Genomic DNA, 17,462 nt, shown 5'->3' on the forward strand with positions numbered 1-17,462 from the left:
GTGAGCGATTCGAAGGGCTAGGTGCGGGTGGCGAAGGCCTCGATGAGGCGGGCGGCGGGCTCGGAGTCGCTGATGAGGGTGCCGTGTCCGTGGTCCGGGATGACGGCGAGCTCCGCCCCCGGGATGGCGTCGAGGATGTCCTGGCACCAGCTCATCGGGGCCAGCGGGTCGTCCTCGCCGCGCAGCACCAGCACCGGGCAGGCGATGCGCACGAACGCCTTCTCCGGCTGATGCACGATGGTCGCCCGCATCTTGCGGATCAGGTGCGGGCCGCCGCGGAGGTACTCGCGGGCACCGCGCCAGATCACGAGGGGGCGCTCGCCCAGGAGGTCCTGGAGGAGGTAGCGGGCCTGGGCGCCGATGTTCCGTTCGGCCTTGTCGACGGTCGGGCCCGCCAGCACGACCCCGGCCACGAGGGACGGATGCCGGGCGGCGAGTTCCGCCGCGATCTGACTGCCCATGGAGTGCCCGATCACCACGACGGGGTCGGCGTCGACATGCCGGAGATAGGCGGCCACCAGGTCGGCGTGCCGCTGCATCGTCAGCGTCCGCGTGGGCTCCGGGGCCTCGCCGAAGCCGGGGAGGTCGAGCGCGATCACCCGCCCCTGCAGCCGCTGGGTGAGGTCGAGGTAGACGCTGCGCCCCATGCCGATGCCGTGCAGCAGCAGGTAGGTGGGCGGACCGTCGCCGAAGGTCTCGGCGATCAGGGTCGCACCGCCGTGCTCGAACTCGAGGAGGGTGGCCGGCGTCCCCTTCGGGGCGAGGTAGCTGGTGGGCACCTGTCCACGCTAGCCGAGCACCCTCCACCCGCCTCTCAGCCGGCGGGCGTGAGTGTCAGGGTGTCGACCGCGGCCGCCTTCACGGCCTTCGGCGTGAACGCCCAGTGACGCTGGACCCCCGTCGACCAGTCCTTCGTCTGATCGACGTAGTGCGCGTGGAACGCGTGACCGGAGGCTCCGGTCAGGTGGATCCAGGTCGAGCCGTCGAAGTCGGCGAGGTCGACGACCATGCGCATGGAGGGGACGGTGGTGGTGGCGTACGAGACGCCGAGCTGCCACCCCGTCGCATCGACCACGGAAGCCCCGCCGCCCACCGGATAGGGCCCACGGTTGAAGAGGGCCTCGATCGGGGCGATGCCGGAGGAGCCGAACGTGTCGCTGGTGAGGGTGAGGGCGTGCAGGTCGCCCCAGTTCCAGCGCGCCACGTCCGTGCCCTGGATCCCGGACAGCTCGTCGTACGCCTCCTCGGCCGACAGCGCGAGCATCTCGTCCCGGCCGTCGACATCGAGCTCGGGGTTGCTCCACAGCGGGTCGTCCGGGTCCTCCAGCATCGCGCCGACGACGGTGAACAGGCGGCCCTGGCCGTCGATCGGGAGAGGCTGCTCGCGCTCGGCGAAGATGTTCTGCACGAGGTTCGACCACAGAACGTTCGCGTACGCGGCCCCGGCGGACGACGCGCTGTTCTGCCCGTCCCACCCGCGCAGCAGCTCGACCGCGCGCTGCGGACCCGCTCCCTCGACCTCGACGTCGGCCATCGCGGCCACGAGCTGCGTGCCGATCCACATCTCGCCGTCCATCTGGATCTCGCGCATGTCGTCGGCCGTCAGTGGCCCGGCGGCGGCCCGGCGTTCGATGAGGTGGGCGATGCGGGCGGCGCGGTAGCCCTGGTCCCAGTCCCGCGAGAGGAAGTGCTCGTAGTCGTCGGTGACGATGGCGTTGTTGGCCGTGACGATGTATCCGGAGCGGGGGTTGTAGGACACCGGCAGCTCCTCGAACGGGATGTACCCGGTCCAGTCGTAGCTGCTGTCCCATCCGGGCTGCGGCATCCAGCCGTCGCCGGCCCCGCGGATCGGGAGGCGGCCGGGGGTCTGGTAGCCGATGTTGCCGTCGACGTCGGCGTAGATGAGGTTCTGCGCCGGCACGTCGAACAGGGAGGCCGCGCGGCGGAAGTCCTCGAAGTCCTGGGCGGTCGACAGCGCGAAGATCGCCGTCGCCGTGGTGCCGGGGTCGAGCGCCGTCCACCGCAGGCTCACGGCGTACTCGGCATCGTCGGACCCGGGGGCATCGGGCACGGTGCCCTCCGCTGTGAGCCCGGGCGTCGGGTCGTCCGCGATCGCGGTGAAGTCGTCCGTGAGGCCGGAGATGATCGGTCCGTGCACGGTGGAGCGGATGGTGAGCTCGATGTCGTCCCCGCCGGCGACCTCGATGGTCTCCGTGCTCTCCTCCAGCGGCACGAGCTCGCCGTCGCGCCAGTAGGAGTCGCCCTCGATGCGCTCGACGTACAGGTCGGTGACATCGGTGGTGAGGTTGGTGAAGCCCCAGGCCACGCGCTGGTTGTGGCCGATGACGATGCCGGGCAGTCCGGAGAAGGAGAACCCGCCGACGTCGAACGGGCAGTCCTCGTCCACCGTCGAGCACTTGAGCTGCACCTGGTACCAGACCGACGGGAGCGAGGCGCCGAGGTGCGGGTCGTTGGCGAGCAGCGGCATCCCGGACTCGGTGAGGTCACCGGAGACCACCCAGGAGTTAGAGCCGATGCCCTCGCCGACGTCGCCGACGAGCATGCTCGCCGCCTCGATGACGGAGGACGTCTCCTCCCACTCCACCGTGGTGAGCGCCTGCTGCGCCTCGCCGTCGCCCTGAGGCGTGGGGAAGGCCGCAGGCTCGGCGCCGGGCTCCAGCGGCGGGACGGTGGAGATGGTGGGCACGATCACCGGGTTCCGATCGAAGGGGTAGTCCGGGTAGAGCGTGCCGAGCAGGGCCTCCACGTCGGCGTCCGGGTCGTCGGCGAGCTGCCCGGCGAGCAGTGCGCGCTCGGTCTCGTCCTCGACGTTGGTGCGGAGATCCCAGGCCATCGCCTTCAGCCACGCCACCGAGTCCGCCGGCTCCCACGGCTCCGGCTCGTAGTCGGGGTTCTGCAGCCCGAGGACCGCGTACTCGAGCGACAGCTCCGCGCCCGAACGCGAGGACAGGTAGGCGTTGACACCGTCCGCGTAGGCCTCGTAGTAGCCGCGGGTGACGTCGTCCATCGCCTCGACCTCGGCCTCGGCGGTGGTGCGCCAGCCCAGGGTGCGCAGGAACGCGTCGGTGCCGGCCTGGGATGCGCCGAACAGCTCGGCGACCCGCCCGGAGGTGACGTGGCGGCGGAAGTCCATCTCGAAGAACCGGTCCTGCGCGTGCACGAAGCCCTCGGCGAAGAAGAGGTCGTCCGAGGAGTCAGCGGTGATCGAGGGCACCCCGCTGGCGTCGCGCTGCACGGTGACCTCCGCCTTCAGGCCGTCGAGCGTCGTGGTGCCGGAGGTCTGCGGGAAGGAGCGCTGGATCGTCCACGTCACGAAGAACGCGGCGGCGACGGCCACGATCACGACAGCGGCGACCACGAGGAACGCGATGCGTCCGATGCGGGCACCCAAGGAGAGGCGCGGGGGAACGGCGGACGCCGGCGAATCGGTCATCATCGTCGAGAACTCTTTCGGGTAGCCAGGTGGGACTCAGTCCCACCGAGCCCCAGTACGCGTTTCACGGGTACGCGCTCTCGCATCATAGCCTTCCCGCGCTCGCCGCGGGACGGACCGCGGCGAGCGGGAGGCTCAGCCGATGAGGCTGGGCTGCAGATCCCGCAGCGTGCGGCGATGCGTCATGCGGGTCACCCCGATCATCGCCAGCAGCAGGGCCCCCGCCAGCCAGGCGCCCAGCACCGCCAGATCCCAGCCGGCCCGGGCGTAGTCGCCGCCGTACATGAGCTGGCGCATGGCGTCGACGACGTAGCCGAGGGGCAGCACGTGATGCAGCGCGGCGAGGGGAGCGGGCAGGGTCTGCCACGGGAACGTCCCACCCGCGGTGACGAGCTGGAGCACCATGAGGACGAGCCCGAGGAACTGCCCCACGGAGCCGAGCCAGACGTTGAGGGCGAGGATGATCGCGGCGAACGTGGCCGAGGCGAACATCATCACCCCGAGGGTGCCCAGCGGATGATCGAACGTGAAGCCGAGCGTGAGCGCCAGGATGCCCATCAGCCCGAGCATCTGCACCGCGCCGAGCATCGCCGGCGTCAGCCAGCCCGCGAGCGTGATCCGGATCGGGGAGTGCAGCGCCGTGACCGCGCGGCGGGAGATCGGCTTCACGATGAGGAACAGCGCATAGATGCCGATCCACGCGGAGAGGGCGGCGAAGAACGGGGCGAGGCCCGCGCCGTAGTCCTCGGCGGAGGCGACCTTGTCGCTGGAGACCTTCACCGGGTCGGCGATCGTGTCGGCCTGCAGTGAGCGCAGGTCGGGGGTGGAGGCGGGGATGGCCTGCACGCCGTCGGCGAGGCCGTCCCGCAGCTCCGAGGTCCCGGAGGACAGGGTCTGCAGACCGTCGCGGAGCTGGGCCGCGCCCGCGTTCGCCGCGGCCGCGCCCGTCGCGAGGGTGCCGGCGCCGCCGGCGAGATCACTCGCCCCCGCGGCCAGCGAGGCGGAACCGGCGGCGAGCTGATCGACCTTGCCGACCGCGTCCTGCACCTGGGCGTTGCCCTCCTCGATCCGGGTGCCGAGAGGATCCAGGCGCGCGAGCACCGCGTCGATCTCCTCAGGCGCGAGTCCCTGCTCGGTGAGGACGTCGGTGATGTCCGCGCGCACCTGCGGCAGCGCATTCGTCGCCTCCTGCACTGCGGCTCCGGCCCGGTCGGCGACGTCGGCGAGCTGGCGGTTGCCGGCACTCACCTGCTGGGCGCCGTCGGCGAGGGTCTGCGCCCCGGAGGCGAGGTGCGCGGAGCCCTCGGCGAGCTGCGCTGTGCCGTCGGCGAGGGACGTGCTGCCGGAGGCCGCGGTGCTCGCGCCGTCGGCGAGCTGCGTGGCGCCGTCCGTCGCGGAGACCAGGTTGTCGCGCACGTCGCTGAGCCCGGTCAGCAGTCTCTCCGCGGCCTCGCTGCCGACCATCTCGGCGACGGAGCTGCGGATCTTCTCCACGGCCTGCGAGCCCATCGACGAGGCGAGGTAGTTGTTCGCGTCGTTCGTCTCCAGCTCGATCCGGGCCTGGTGCGGGTCGTCGCCCGCCGCGGAGGTGAGGGCGGCGGAGAAGTCGGCCGGGATCGTCACGGTGAAGTCGACCACGCCGTGCCGCAGGGCGTCGGCGGCCTCGTCCTCGGTCATGCGCTGCCAGTCGAAGGCGTTGCCCTCGATGAGGTTCTCCGCCACGTCCTCGCCGTAGTTGACGGTCTCGTCGGTCGCCGGCTCGGTACCGGTCGTGGGCGCGGGAGCGCCCTCGTCGTCGACCACGAGGGCCACGGGGACCTCGGAGAACTTGGCATACGGATCCTGGTTCGCCCAGAGGTAGAGGCCGCCGTAGAGGATCGGCACGCAGATCAGGGCCACGAGGGCGAGGATGCCCATCCGGCTCGCGCTCAGGCGGCGGAGCTCGGCGGCGATCATGGCGGGAACCTTCATCGCGCTTCTCCTTCCTCATCGGTCGTGGGTTCGCCCTGGTCTGGGGCGTCATCGTCGGTCGCGGATCCGTCCGCCGCCACGCTCTCCTCCGGCGTGTCCGCCGCGGGTTCCGGACGTTCGAGCACCAGGGGCTCGATCGGTCCGGACGCATTGATCGCATCGAACTCGTGCATCCGCTCGAGGGCGACGGCGGCGGAACCGCCGACGATCACGAGCATCGCGTACCCGCGGTCCGCGAACTCGGCCGCGATGCGCCACCATCCGTCCGGGCTGCCGCCGTGACGATCCGGGGCGACGAGGACGATGCCCTCGACGTCCTCGCGGAGCACCGCGAGCTCGCACAGGATGCGCACGCGCGCGGCCGGGTCGACCGAGCCGATGGGGACGGAGGCGAGCTCCTGGTACCCCACCCGGCCGAGCCAGCGGCGGGCGTGGAGCGGGGTCGCGCCGCGTCCGGCGAACATCAGCTCCTCGCCCACCACCCCGGCGACGGTGATGTCCGGGTGCGGGTCGCTCACGTCGGGGGCGTCCACGAGCGCGACGCGGCGGCGCAGCTCCTTCGGGCTCGCCGCCGCATCGATCGTGACGCGGCCCGTGTCCGGACGCATCCGCCCGCTCGCGATGAGGCCGAGCACGGTCGGCCGCTGCTCGGTCTCCGCGAGGGCGTAGCGGACGGCGCCGGAGTGGAACTCGAGACTCATGGACGGAAGCGCCTGGCCGGCGCGGCCCTTGCTGACCTCGTGCAACGTGATCCTCATGCGCGGACCTCCTGGTCCTCGGCGGTGATGTCCTGGTGAGTGGAGAGCAGTTCGTCGGCCTCGCGCCAGGAGAGCCCCGCGATGCTGAGCACGGCCCGGACGGCGACGTCTCCCGCGCCGCGGCTCTGCGCGTCGGTGCGGGAGACGACGGTGCGCGCCATCTCCTCGATCAGTCGGGCGAGCGTCGGGGCGGCGAGGTCCGTGCGGAAGCTGCCGTCCTCCTGTCCCCGTCGTACGAGGGCGGCGACGCTCCGGCGCAACGGCGCAAGGGCCGCCGCGGTGTGCTCGACGTGCGCCTCGTCGAGGGCGAGCGCGGCGGCGACCTGGATGTGCCCCGCCTCCTCCCAGAGCCGGGCGGCCAGTCGGGCGAGAGCGAGGCGGGCGTCGGGGTCGTCGATCGAAGCGGCGATGGCGTTGAAGCGCTGGGCGCCGGTGGAGACGAGTTCGCGGATCAGGGCGTCCCGATCCTCGAAGTGCCCGTAGAGGGTGCGGCGGGACAGGCCGGCGGTGCGGGCGATCGCGTCGAGGGAGGCGTGCGGGTCGGTGGCAAGGGCGCTGCGAGCCGCGGACAGGATGCCGGCGCGGTTCTCCGCAGCGTCGCGACGAAGGGCGCGAGTGGTCATCCCTTCATGGTAATAACGTGCACAGCTCTGTGCAAGATAACTCAGCAACCTCGCAGCGTTCCGGCCGTGCGGAAGGACGCGGAGGTTCCTTCGGGCCGCGCTGTGTTATGTTACGCGTCGCGCTTCGGCGCATCTCAGCGGAGAGACCGGTCCGGACCGGGACTCCGGCGGGATCGGTCCAGGGAACGGCGGGGGGACGCCATGATCGAGAAGAAGGATGATGTGCGCGCGGGGAGTGCGACATCGGTGGCAGGGGATCGGCACCGCAGTCTGCAGGACAGGCTGACGGACGCGATCGTCTCGGGGGCGCTCGCGCCGGGGACACGGCTGGACGAGCGAGACCTCGCTGTCGCACTCGACGCCCGGCCGGCCGAGGTGCTCCGCGCCCTCGACCGCCTCGCCGCGGTCGGGCTCGTCGCGGTGCGCCGCGATGGCACGCGGTGGGTGACCGCGCTCGACGGCGACCGGGCGCGTGACGTGGTGGCCTTGTTCGGCGACGTCTGGATCGGCTCCGTCCGGCGCACGATGACGGTGCTCCACGCCGACGACCTCGCGTACCTGGACGAGCTCGTCGACGATGTGGCCCTGGCGGTCCGGTGGCGGGACGGAGCCGCGTTCGGCGGAGGCCTGCGTGCTCTCGCCGTGGCCTTCGCCCGGATCGAGGGCAACACGGAGCGTGCCGAGCTGGTCGGGAACCTGGGCATGCTTCTCGCGTGCGTCGCCCGTCGCGCGGGGAGTGTCTTCGACTGGTCGGATGTGCGCGCCGCGGTCGCACGGATCGCCGTCGTGCTCCCGGGACGCGACGCCGCGGCGATGCGCGCCGCCCTCATGACGCTGTTCGATGACGTGCTGCCGGGGATCGTCGACCGCGCGGTGGCACCGACGCGTCCGCTCGCCGCCGCGTCCTGATCGCGGCCCCAGGGAGGGGCGCCCGGTGAGCCGCGGCGCCCCGTGCGCTCAGTCGGTGCCGGAGTCGAAGGCCGCGCGCTCGGAAGCGGTGTCGACGGCGTCCGCGAGATTCTCGTCGGCCTCCGAGATCGAGCCGTGCACCGATTCGGTGATCTCGGCCGACTCGCCCGCGGTCACCCGTCCGACGAGCTCGCCCGTCGCGCCGCCGACGAGGCCGAGGCCCGCATACTGCTCCAGGCGGGCGCGGGAGTCGGCGATGTCGAGGTTGCGCATCGTGAGCTGGCCGATCCGGTCCACCGGGCCGAACGCGGCGTCGCCGACGCGCTCCATCGACAGCTTCTCCGGCCCGTACGACAGGTTCGGCGAGACGGTGTCGAGGATCGTCCAGTCGTCGCCGCGGCGCAGGCGGATCGTCACGGTGCCCGAGATCGTCGAGCCGACCCAGCGCTGGATGGACTCGCGGAGCATGAGCGACTGCGGCTCGAGCCAGCGGCCCTCGTACATGAGGCGGCCGAGGCGGCGACCCTGCTCGTGGTAGGTGGCGAGGGTGTCCTCGTTGAGGATGCCGTTGACGAGGCGCTCGTACGCGATGAAGAGCAGCGCCATGGCCGGAGCCTCGTAGATGCCGCGCGACTTCGCCTCGATGATGCGGTTCTCGATCTGGTCGCTCATGCCGAGGCCGTGGCGCCCGCCGATCGCGTTCGCCTCCTGAACCAGGGCCACCGGGTCGCTGAACTCGACGCCGTTGATCGCGACCGGACGGCCGCCCTCGAACGTCACCGAGACGTCCTCGGTCTCGATGGCGACGGACGGGTCCCAGAACTTCACGCCCATGATCGGGTCGACGGTCTCCAGCGACACGTCGAGGTGCTCGAGCGTCTTCGCCTCGTGGGTCGCGCCCCAGATGTTCGCATCCGTCGAGTACGCCTTCTCGGCCGAGTCGCGGTACGGGAAGCCGTGCGCGACCAGCCATTCGCTCATCTCCTGGCGACCGCCGAGCTCCGTGACGAAGTCCGCGTCGAGCCAGGGCTTGTAGATGCGCAGGCGGGGGTTGGCGAGCAGGCCGTAGCGGTAGAACCGCTCGATGTCGTTGCCCTTGTAGGTCGAGCCGTCGCCCCAGATGTCGACGCCGTCCTCGCGCATCGCACGCACGAGCAGGGTACCGGTGACCGCGCGGCCCAGCGGCGTGGTGTTGAAGTAGGTCTTGCCGCCGGAGCGGATGTGGAAGGCGCCGCAGGAGAGCGCGACGAAGCCCTCCTCGACGAGCGCCGTCTTGCAGTCGATGAGGCGCGAGGCCTCGGCGCCGTACTCCAGCGCGCGCCCGGGGATCGAGGCGATGTCGTCCTCGTCGTACTGTCCGAGGTCACCCGTGTAGGTGAAGGGGACGGCGCCCTTGTCGCGCATCCAGGCGACGGCGACGGAGGTGTCGAGTCCTCCGGAGAAGGCGATGCCGACGCGCTCGCCGACGGGCAGGGACTGGAGGACCTTGGACATGGCTCCCAGTCTATCGGCGGCGGCGTGTCGTCCCGTCTCGCCTCAGACGAGCCGCGTCATGACGCCGAGCGCCGCATAGGTGCCCAGCGCGCGGCGATCGCACGTGACGAGCGGGACGCCGGCATCCCGTGCGGCGAGGCCGACGAGGCCGTCATAGACCGCCCCGCCGGAGATCCCCGCATCGGCGAGAACATCGACGGCGGTGAGCGCGGTGTGCTCCGCGAGTGACACCGAACGGGGAAAGGCGGTGCGGATGGCGAGCGCGGCGGCCGCCGGGGTCAGTCGAGCTGGGGGTGGCAGGCGGGTCAGGACGGAGTACGTCTCTGCCGAGGCGTGTCCGGCGAGGCCGAGGGCCGCACCGGCGCAGAAGGTCTGCACCGCGCCGTGCGCCGTGTGGTCTTCCACGAGAAGAGCGACCGCGGCACTCGTGTCGAGGACGAAGTCAGCGCTGGTCGGCAAGGCGGAGCTCGCGAACGTCATCAGGTGTGAGGGTGGTGCCGGAAGAGCGGATGACGAGGCGGCCGTCTTTCTCGACGAGGTTGTCGGGGGCCTCGATCTCGATCCGGATGCCGTTGCCGTCGAGGACGAGGTCCACCGGCCCGGGGACCAATCCGACACGCTCGCGGAGTGCGGCAGGGATCACGATTCGTCCTGCCTTGTCCATGGTTGCCTTCATGCCGAGAGAATACCATTCGGGTGGGTGGAACGAGTGTCGGCTGCGGGAAGTGAGAGAGTGGGCGCACGGGAGGTCGGACATGGGTGGAGCGATTCTGTGGGGAGCCGTCGCGGCGGCGCCCCTGTTCGTCGGCGCGGTGCTCGCGATGCTGCGCACCTGGCCGCCGCGGTGGCTGGGCATCGTGCTGGGTTTCGGCGCCGGAGCGCTGATGGCCTCCATCGCCTTCGAACTGTGGGAGGAGGGGCTCGACCGGGGTGGTCCGATCCCGCTCGTCACCGGCGTCGCCCTCGGAGCCCTCAGCTACTACATCGCCGCCCGCATCCTCGACGCCAGGGCCGCGAGGAAGAAGGGCGAGGCCGGGGGAGGCCAGCTCGCGGTGGGCGCCCTCCTCGACGGGATCCCGGAGCAGCTCGTCCTCGGCATCGGTCTCGCCTCGGGGGAGCCGGTGAGCATCGCGCTCGTCGTCGCCATCCTCGTCTCGAACCTCCCGGAGTCCATCGGCTCCGCCGCCGACCTGCTCGACGGCGGCGTGCGACGGTCCAGAGTGCTGCTGCTGTGGGCCGGCGTCGCCGTGGTGTGCGCGCTGGCGACGGTCGCCGGCTTCGCGCTGGCCAGCGTGACCGGCGAGGTCTTCCGTTCGGGGGCGAGCGGTTTCGCCGCGGGCGCCCTGCTCGTCATGCTGGTGGACTCGATGGTCCCGGAGGCGCAGTCGAAGGCGAAGGAGTCCACGGGGCTGGCGACCGTCCTCGGATTCGCGCTCGCCGCCGGTCTCGCCTTCGCGTCCTGAGCGGAACGCGCGCTCGGCGGCTCAGACGCCGCCCGTGCGGGCGTCGCGGCGGACGCTGCGTCCGGTGATGCGCTCGATGCGGAACGACAGCGGGAGGTCGCGGTCGTCTCCGGCCCACGGATGCACCCGCGCCGCCGCCCCGGCCGCGTCCTCCTCGGGTACCTGCGACAGGACACCGTGCATCAGCACGCTCCAGCCCAGGCCGCCGATCGGATCGTGGTAGTCGACCTCGAACGAGACCTCGGCCGACTCGCGGGAGAGGGCCGCCAGGTGGCCGTCCGGAGATGTGCGCAGGAGCAGCTCGTGCCCCGAGACGACGAAGTTCACCGGATGGATCTGCACCAGGCCCTCGTCGACGAATCCGATGCGGCCCACCGTGGTGGTCGCCAGCAACTCGTAGGACTGCTGCTCGTCGAGTTCGTGGATCATGCGGACGCTCCCTCCCCCTGTGCCGCCAGTGTAGCCACGGCGCGTCGGATCATCGAGGCGTCCGACCGGAATCACCCGGTGAGCGTCAGTCCGACCACCGCTCCAGCTCGGCGGTGAGCGCAGCGAGGTACGCGGGAGGGCCGGCCTCCGCGAACCACAGCCACAGCTCCGCGGCGTGCACCGGGTACCACGCGCGGACCCGGGCGGGATCGGCGCCGTAGCCGTCGATGAGCGCCCGCTCCGACCGCGGATCCTTCCGGGCGGCTCCCCACGCGGCTCGCGCCAGCTCCCGCAGCGGATCACCACGGTGGGACGCCTCCCAGTCGACGACCCCGGAGATGCGGCCGTGCTGCGCGAGCAGGTTGCCGTCGGTCCAGTCGCCGTGGCAGAAGACGGTCCCGGACGACGGCGGGATGCGCAGCGGGAGGGGAGGCGCACCGGCGGCGCGATACCGCTCGATGATCATGGCGTCGTCGGGTGCCGGAAGAAGGTCGTCGGGTGGGTCGAGCCGATGCAGGGCGCGGAGCAGCGGTGCCGACGAACCGAGGCCCAGGATCCGGGCGTCGGCGGCGGCGTCGTCGAGGCGGGTGCCGGGGAGCGCCGTCATGAGGATCGCCCCCGGCCGCTCCTCGACCACCTCGGGCACCGGGAGCGCGGAGCCGACGAGTCCGCGGAGGGCCCGCAGCTCGTTGTCGTGCCGTGCCGGATCGGCGAGGCGCTTCTCGACCAGCCGGCGTCCGCCGTGCTCGACGAGCCGCACCGCGCCGACCGCTCCCTGCCTCATCCCGTCATCCTCGCACCGGGCGGGTGGTCACTCGAAGCCGGGATAGTCCTGCAGCCGCTCCTCGAACTCCGCGCGGTCGGCCTCGCTCAGCACCTTGCCGGCGATGACCACGAGCTGGAGCCCCTCGACCGGCTCGCCGGTGCGCGCACTCTGCGCCTCCCGCGAGGTGCGGAAGCCGCCGTCGGCATCGTTCGACAGGTCATAGATGTTCGCGTAGAAGCGCAGCGGGTCGGGGTAGTTCTCCGTGTAGTACTCCCACGTCGTCTGCGTGCGCGGGTCGTCACTGCCGTAGAGCTTGGCGATCATGGACGGGTCGATTCCGGAGTTCGCCGGGTCGTTGAAGGAGTACAGGTTCCACAGGCCGTGCGCGGCCACCACCTCGTCGATCGCGGCCATCACCTCGAGCTTGCGCGCGTAGCCCTGCACGGGCTGCTCGGTCGCCCAGGCCGCCGAGGTGTACTCCGACAGCATCGACTCACCCCCGTACCCGTTCCGCTCCGGTCGCACGTCCTCCTCGCCGACCTGGACCCAGGTGAACCCGAAGTCGGCGCTGAGCCGCTCGCGGATGTCGGCGAAGAGAGCCTCGGCCTCGGCGCGCACCTCCTCCATGGACTGCTGGGTGAGCGCTTCCTGCGGGGCCGTGCCCTTGATCCCGGGGTAGGCCTCCGCATGCCGCTGCTCCGCGGTCTTCACGCCTTCGTAGTTGCCGGACGCCGAGGTGCGCAGTGCGCTGAGCGCCCCGACGCTCGCGACGTTGAACAGGATGGTGAGGACGAGCGCGATGATCCCGAGCCGCCGTCCGCCCGGGGTGAAGAGCGCGGCCACGATCACTCCCAGCACCACGAGCTGCAGCGTGATCATCGTCACGCCGTACAGCAGGTCGGTGCCGCCGACCACGAGCGTGCCGAACAGGATCAGGACGAAGAGGATCGCGGCGACCAGCGCGATCCAGCCCAGGGCATTCGCCGAGGGCTTCTTCTCCTCGGGCGGCAGCGGGGAGAGGGCGGGCGGCGTGGGACCCACCTGGTGCTGCCGCCGGGCGCCGCGATAGCCCCCGGGCGGCGGGACCGGCGGGGCGCCCTCGGTGCCGCCCACATACCGGGCGCGCTGTCGCTCGTGATCGCTCACCATGGCTTGTCCACCCCGGTGCCGCCGGGCTCATCGCCCTGCTGCTGATCGCGTTCCTGCGTCCCCTGCTCGAGCTTGTCCTGGAGATCCTGCAGCTTGTCCTCCGACGGCTGCGGCTCCTCCTGCTCGTCCTGCGGCTCCTGCGGCTGCTGTTGCTGCTCCTGTTCCTGCTGCTTCTGCTTGAGGCGGTCCTCGGTGCTGTCGAGAGTGTCCGTCATGTCGCGCTCGGGATCGGGAGACTGCTGCTGCGCCTCCTCGCTGTGGCACTCCTCCGGGGTCTCGACCGTGATCGTCAGCGCCTCGCCGTAGAGGGTGGTCGCCCCGGCACCGTCGCCCTCGGCCCTGGCGGCGTCGCCCATCCGCTCGACCACGAGGGCGAGATTGATCCGGACCGGGCAGACCTCGAGCCCGGTGGCGAGATCCAGGGCACGCTCCAGTTCTGCGCGGGAGGCGGGGAGTTCATCGGCCCCGGCCAGTGCGGTGCCGATGTTGTACGGCGCCTTGAACGGCTCGAACCAGTTCAGGACGTCCTGTCCTCGCGCCGAGGACTCGGAACCCGCGAAGTCGTCGACGACGTAGGCGGTGATGGCCTGATGGGCGAACGCGTACATGCTGAGCAGCTTGCCGACGAAGAGCAGCGCGGCGAGGGTGAGCGGGATCGTCCCGATCGCGACCCAGCGGCGGATGAGCCGGCGACGGCGGTTCGAGCGGAGGAGGTCTGTGGCGGCCTCGTCCCGGGCAGGCATCACGACGCACCTCCTCCCCTGTCGTCGGCGTCTGAACATCCTATCCGCGGCCAGCGGACGGGAGGCTCCAGACGACGGACGCCGGCCCGAGGCGATCGAGGCCGGCGTCCGTGCGTGAGCGGTCCGGTTACTCCGCTGCCCTGACGCGGAACGTGTCGAAGGCCACGCCGAGCGGTGCGGTGGCGCTCGCAGAGCGGCTGCCGCTGAGACCCACGCCACCCGCCGGAAGCGGGGCGGCGTCGGTCGCCCGCAGCTGCCAGTCGGCGGGCTCCGCGGCATCGGTCGCCCAGAGCTTCGCGACGAGGGAGGCCTTGTCCGCCCCCGTCACGGCCGCCTTGAGCGTGTAGGTGGTGCCCGGGGTGACCGTGACGCCGTTCAGTGTCCGGGTCGCGAGGACGGTGCCGTCGCGGTGCGCCACGAGCCAGACCGTGCCGTCGGGGCGGAGCCAGGCGCGCACGAGATACCGGCCGGCGGACGAGTCCCGGGCGATGACCCCGATGTACGAGCCTCCCGTGCTCGACGGCTGATCCACGCGGAAGGTCGTCTCCAGCGCCGGGTTCGGCACCGACGGGGCGTTCAGCGTGGCGTGGCGGGTGTCTCCCGCGGCCAGCTTCAGCTGCCCCGAGCCGTCGGCGACGCTGGTCGCGGCGGCGGATCCGCCGGCGATCTTCCAGGCGCCGACGGCGAGGGCTTCGCCCCAGCCGGGACCGGCCGTGCGGTCGAACTCGTCGCTCGCGAGCGGCACGGGCTCCGCCACCACGGTTTCCCGGGTGGTCGTCGCCGAGCCCCCGACGTCGTCCGTCACGGTGAGGGTGACCGTCCGCGTGCCGGCGGTCGCGTAGGTGTGCGTCGCCGACGCGCCTTCGCCGGTCGTGCCGTCGCCCCAGTCCCAGCGGTAGCTGCGGACGGCGCCGTCGGCGTCCGTCGATGCCGACGCGTCGGCCGACACCGTCAGCCCCGAGGTCGAGAGCGTGAACGAAGCCGTGGGCAGCGCGTTGGCGCCCTGGACGACGACCGGTTTCGTGACCGATCCCATGAGGCTCTGGCTGTCGGTGATCGTGAGCGTGACCGCGTACGTGCCGGGCTTCGCGTACGTGTGCGACGGCGTCTTGCCGGTGCCCGTGGACCCGTCGCCGAAGTCCCAGCGGTAGTCCGAGATCGTGGCGGAGCCGGGCGGCACGGACGTGCTCGCGTCGAAGGTCGCGGTGAGGCCGCTTGCCGCGGCCGTATAAGCGGCGACGGGGGCTGTGGAGCCATACCCGACGCTGTAGTGGGTCTTGACCTGTCCCGCGGTCAGGCCATACGGGTAGACCGCGAACTCATCGACATTGCCGACCAGGTGGGCATCGCCGGCAAGGTTGGCAGGGGCGGCAAGCGTCTTGGTCGGCTCATTCGCCCAACCCTTCAGCCTGCCACCGCCAATCTTCCAGTACCCGTTGAAGTCCTGCGCTTTGGTGACGGTAGGGAGCTGGCCGTCGAGCTTTCCGTCGATGAAGAGCTTCATTCCCTCGGGGCTCACCGACGCGACGACATGATGCCAGCGGTTGTCGTTGTATGCCGTCGCGGTCGTGAGCACTTTGGTGCCGTCGTTGTATACCCCGAAGTTCAGGCGGCCATTGTCTGACATGTAGACGGTTCGGTCGTAGTTCTTCGAGAAGAAGCCAACGGCCGAGCTCTCGAAGTCGAACAACACGCCGCCCGCGGTCGTCGAGGTCTGGAACCACATCTCGGCCGAGAACGATGCTGGCGCCGCGGCCTTCGTGGTCGTGTCGACTCGTCCGGTCTCCGTCCCGTCGAGGGCTGTCGCCCCGGCCACGCCCTTCGGCACGCCTGATGACCGAGGCGTCGCTCCTGAGCGGATGAGCGGGCTGTTCGTACCTGCCACATCCTGCGCGACGGTTCCCAGCGGGTAGTACAACTGGGGGCCGTCAGCGAGCACGGCGTTGGAGTACGCAGGTGTGGACGCGGCCGCCGTGGCGGTCGTCGTCTTGCTCGAAACCGTGTGGCCGTTGCTGTCCGTGGCGGTGAAGGTGTACTGCTGCTGTGCGCCGACCGGAGCCGTCGTGTCCTCGAAGCTGACTGCGGGCAGGTTCCACCACGTGGAGTCCACCTTGGTGGTGAACAACGGGGTGGTCGAGTCGGCGCGGCGCAACTCGGGTGTGAGCGTGAGATCGTCACGGTCCCAGTTGGCGGGAATGGTGACCTTCACGCGCCCGGGGGTGAGCGAAGTCGCGGTCGGCACCCACTTGTCGCCGGAGAGGCGCGGTCCGTCCTTCGGGCCCTCTGGAGGGGTGGTCGAGAAGCGGACGAGTCCTTCGAACTGTCCGTTGTCGACGGAGCGGAACTCGCCGCCGATGGAGATCATGTTGCCGGTGCCGGTGATCGACAACCCGGCCTGACCGAGTCCTGTGGTGGTCCCGACCGCCCAATCGGGTGACCAGGCGTACGGCGACGGGGCGGGCGTGCCGCCCCAGTCCTTGCGACTGGGCGCGGTCGGCGCGGGTGCCAGCGTTCCGCGAGCATCCGCCGTGTATGCCTCGGAATAGCGGTGTACGCGCGGAGCCTGCTCCGGGTGGAGTCCCAGAGTTTCGCATGAATGCGTGTGGCTGGTCGTGTAGACGACCTTTCCCGTGGAGTAGACGCCGTAATGGTCGCCGGGGCAATCCGCGATCCAGCGCACCTTACCGGTGCCGGCCTCGGCGGCGAAGGTGCCCTCGAGGCTGCCCGTCGCGGCGTCGGCGAAGCCCCACCCGGTGCCGTACACGCCGGTGGCATCGGCCGCGAGACCGAACGTCCCGGCCTTGCCGGCGTAGATGCCGGAGCCGGCGCCGTTCTTGACCGTCTTCGCCAGCTCCCACTCGGTGTTGAGGGCGCCCGTGGTCTTGTCGACGGAGGCGCTGCCGCGCATCTCGGTGTTGCCGTTGACCTGGGAGAAGCGTCCGCCCACGATCGTGTCCGCGCCGGCAGGGTCCATGACCATGGCATCGACCTGGAGGTCGGTCTGCGGGGCCCACGGACGGAGGGCGCCGTTGGTGGTGTCGAAGGCGGCCAGGTTCTTCCGCGGCGTGCCGTTGGCCTGGGTGAACAGGCCGCCCGCGTAGACCGTCGTGCCCGACGTCGCCAGCGCGTAGACGCCGGATCCGCCGATGGAAGGCACGAAGCCCGGGACGAGCTCGCCGGTCTTCGCATCGATCGCGGCGATGTTCCAGCGGTCCTTGCCGTTGACCTTGTTGAACGAGCCGCCGATGTAGATGCGGGTGCCGTCGGGCGAAGCGGCGACGGCCTTGATCACGCCGTTGACCTGCGGAGCGAACGGCAGGAGCGCGCCCGTGTCGATGTCGTAGGCGAGCACGTTCGCGCGCGCCGTCAGCGCGGTCCCTGGTGCCGCCTTCGGCTCGCGGGCGTTGTCGAACTTGCCGACCGCGTACACGGTCGAGCCGATCGTCGTCTGCGCCCAGACGTACCCGTTGTCGATCTGCACGGTCGGGATCGGATCGGATGTGACGACGTTCTCATCCCGCTGCAGCAGCGGAGGCAGTCCGCCCGGATCGTCGGCCGCCGCGGCGGCACCGACGCCGAGGGCGACCAGCCCCGCGGTGACCATCACCCCCACGATCACCCCGGCCACGCCCGTGCGTGCGCGCTTCCAGACAGCACTGTTCCCCATGTGTGTTCCCCAGTCATTCGATGGCCGACCCCACGT

Annotated in this window: 15 protein-coding genes; 2 read left to right on the forward strand and 13 right to left on the reverse strand. The window is 71.1% G+C overall.

The window, feature by feature from the left end; genetic code table 11:
- Positions 1-17: 17 nt before the first annotated feature.
- From IZR02_RS00335 to IZR02_RS00355, 5 genes are all read right to left on the reverse strand, one after another.
- Complete coding sequence (locus IZR02_RS00335; RefSeq protein WP_025105198.1) at positions 18-779, reverse strand: alpha/beta fold hydrolase; 762 nt, start codon at positions 777-779, stop codon at positions 18-20.
- A gap of 35 nt (positions 780-814) precedes the next feature.
- The gene (locus IZR02_RS00340; protein WP_029989921.1) at positions 815-3,457 is read right to left on the reverse strand and encodes a penicillin acylase family protein; all 2,643 of its coding nucleotides are present in this window, start codon (positions 3,455-3,457) and stop codon (positions 815-817) included.
- A 132-nt stretch (positions 3,458-3,589) separates the two neighbouring features.
- A complete protein-coding gene (locus IZR02_RS00345; protein WP_025105200.1) occupies positions 3,590-5,425 on the reverse strand; it encodes a YhgE/Pip family protein in 1,836 nt (611 codons plus the stop codon).
- A complete protein-coding gene (locus IZR02_RS00350) occupies positions 5,422-6,183 on the reverse strand; it encodes a hypothetical protein (protein ID WP_025105201.1) in 762 nt (253 codons plus the stop codon). Before IZR02_RS00350 ends, IZR02_RS00345 begins: the two co-directional genes overlap by 4 nt.
- The gene (locus IZR02_RS00355) at positions 6,180-6,806 is read right to left on the reverse strand and encodes a TetR/AcrR family transcriptional regulator (protein ID WP_025105202.1); all 627 of its coding nucleotides are present in this window, start codon (positions 6,804-6,806) and stop codon (positions 6,180-6,182) included. The genes IZR02_RS00350 and IZR02_RS00355 overlap by 4 nt, the downstream gene beginning before the upstream one ends.
- 201 nt (positions 6,807-7,007) lie before the next feature.
- On the opposite strand from IZR02_RS00355, the gene IZR02_RS00360 reads away from it, so the two are divergent.
- Positions 7,008-7,715 (forward strand): GntR family transcriptional regulator, encoded by a 708-nt coding sequence (locus tag IZR02_RS00360; protein WP_025105203.1) that lies wholly within the window; start codon positions 7,008-7,010, stop codon positions 7,713-7,715.
- Between the two features lie 48 nt (positions 7,716-7,763).
- Here IZR02_RS00360 and argG read toward each other — a convergent pair whose 3' ends face one another.
- Genes argG through IZR02_RS00375 form a run of 3 tightly spaced genes read right to left on the reverse strand, consistent with a single transcriptional unit; the run spans position 7,764 to position 9,885 of the window.
- The gene (gene argG, locus IZR02_RS00365; protein ID WP_025105204.1) at positions 7,764-9,209 is read right to left on the reverse strand and encodes an argininosuccinate synthase; all 1,446 of its coding nucleotides are present in this window, start codon (positions 9,207-9,209) and stop codon (positions 7,764-7,766) included.
- A 42-nt stretch (positions 9,210-9,251) separates the two neighbouring features.
- Entirely contained in the window at positions 9,252-9,689 is a 438-nt protein-coding gene (locus tag IZR02_RS00370; protein WP_051582279.1) for a PIN domain-containing protein, read from the reverse strand.
- Entirely contained in the window at positions 9,652-9,885 is a 234-nt protein-coding gene (locus IZR02_RS00375; protein ID WP_029989927.1) for an AbrB/MazE/SpoVT family DNA-binding domain-containing protein, read from the reverse strand. Before IZR02_RS00375 ends, IZR02_RS00370 begins: the two co-directional genes overlap by 38 nt.
- Before the next feature lie 79 nt (positions 9,886-9,964).
- Between IZR02_RS00375 and IZR02_RS00380 the strand changes: the two genes are divergently transcribed.
- Complete coding sequence (locus tag IZR02_RS00380) at positions 9,965-10,672, forward strand: ZIP family metal transporter (protein WP_025105207.1); 708 nt, start codon at positions 9,965-9,967, stop codon at positions 10,670-10,672.
- Between the two features lie 21 nt (positions 10,673-10,693).
- Here IZR02_RS00380 and IZR02_RS00385 read toward each other — a convergent pair whose 3' ends face one another.
- From IZR02_RS00385 to IZR02_RS00405, 5 genes are all read right to left on the reverse strand, one after another.
- On the reverse strand, positions 10,694-11,101 hold the full coding sequence (locus IZR02_RS00385; RefSeq protein WP_025105208.1) for a pyridoxamine 5'-phosphate oxidase family protein: 408 nt from the start codon (positions 11,099-11,101) through the stop codon (positions 10,694-10,696).
- 85 nt (positions 11,102-11,186) lie between these two features.
- Positions 11,187-11,885 (reverse strand): phosphotransferase family protein, encoded by a 699-nt coding sequence (locus IZR02_RS00390; RefSeq protein ID WP_025105209.1) that lies wholly within the window; start codon positions 11,883-11,885, stop codon positions 11,187-11,189.
- Between the two features lie 27 nt (positions 11,886-11,912).
- The gene (locus IZR02_RS00395) at positions 11,913-13,016 is read right to left on the reverse strand and encodes a DUF4064 domain-containing protein (protein ID WP_025105210.1); all 1,104 of its coding nucleotides are present in this window, start codon (positions 13,014-13,016) and stop codon (positions 11,913-11,915) included.
- Entirely contained in the window at positions 13,010-13,759 is a 750-nt protein-coding gene (locus tag IZR02_RS00400; protein ID WP_025105211.1) for a hypothetical protein, read from the reverse strand. The genes IZR02_RS00395 and IZR02_RS00400 overlap by 7 nt, the downstream gene beginning before the upstream one ends.
- Positions 13,760-13,886: 127 nt before the next feature.
- Complete coding sequence (locus IZR02_RS00405) at positions 13,887-17,426, reverse strand: PKD domain-containing protein (protein WP_254385411.1); 3,540 nt, start codon at positions 17,424-17,426, stop codon at positions 13,887-13,889.
- Positions 17,427-17,462 lie beyond the last annotated feature (36 nt).

It is taken from the genome of Microbacterium paraoxydans (assembly GCF_019056515.1).
GTDB lineage: Bacteria > Actinomycetota > Actinomycetes > Actinomycetales > Microbacteriaceae > Microbacterium.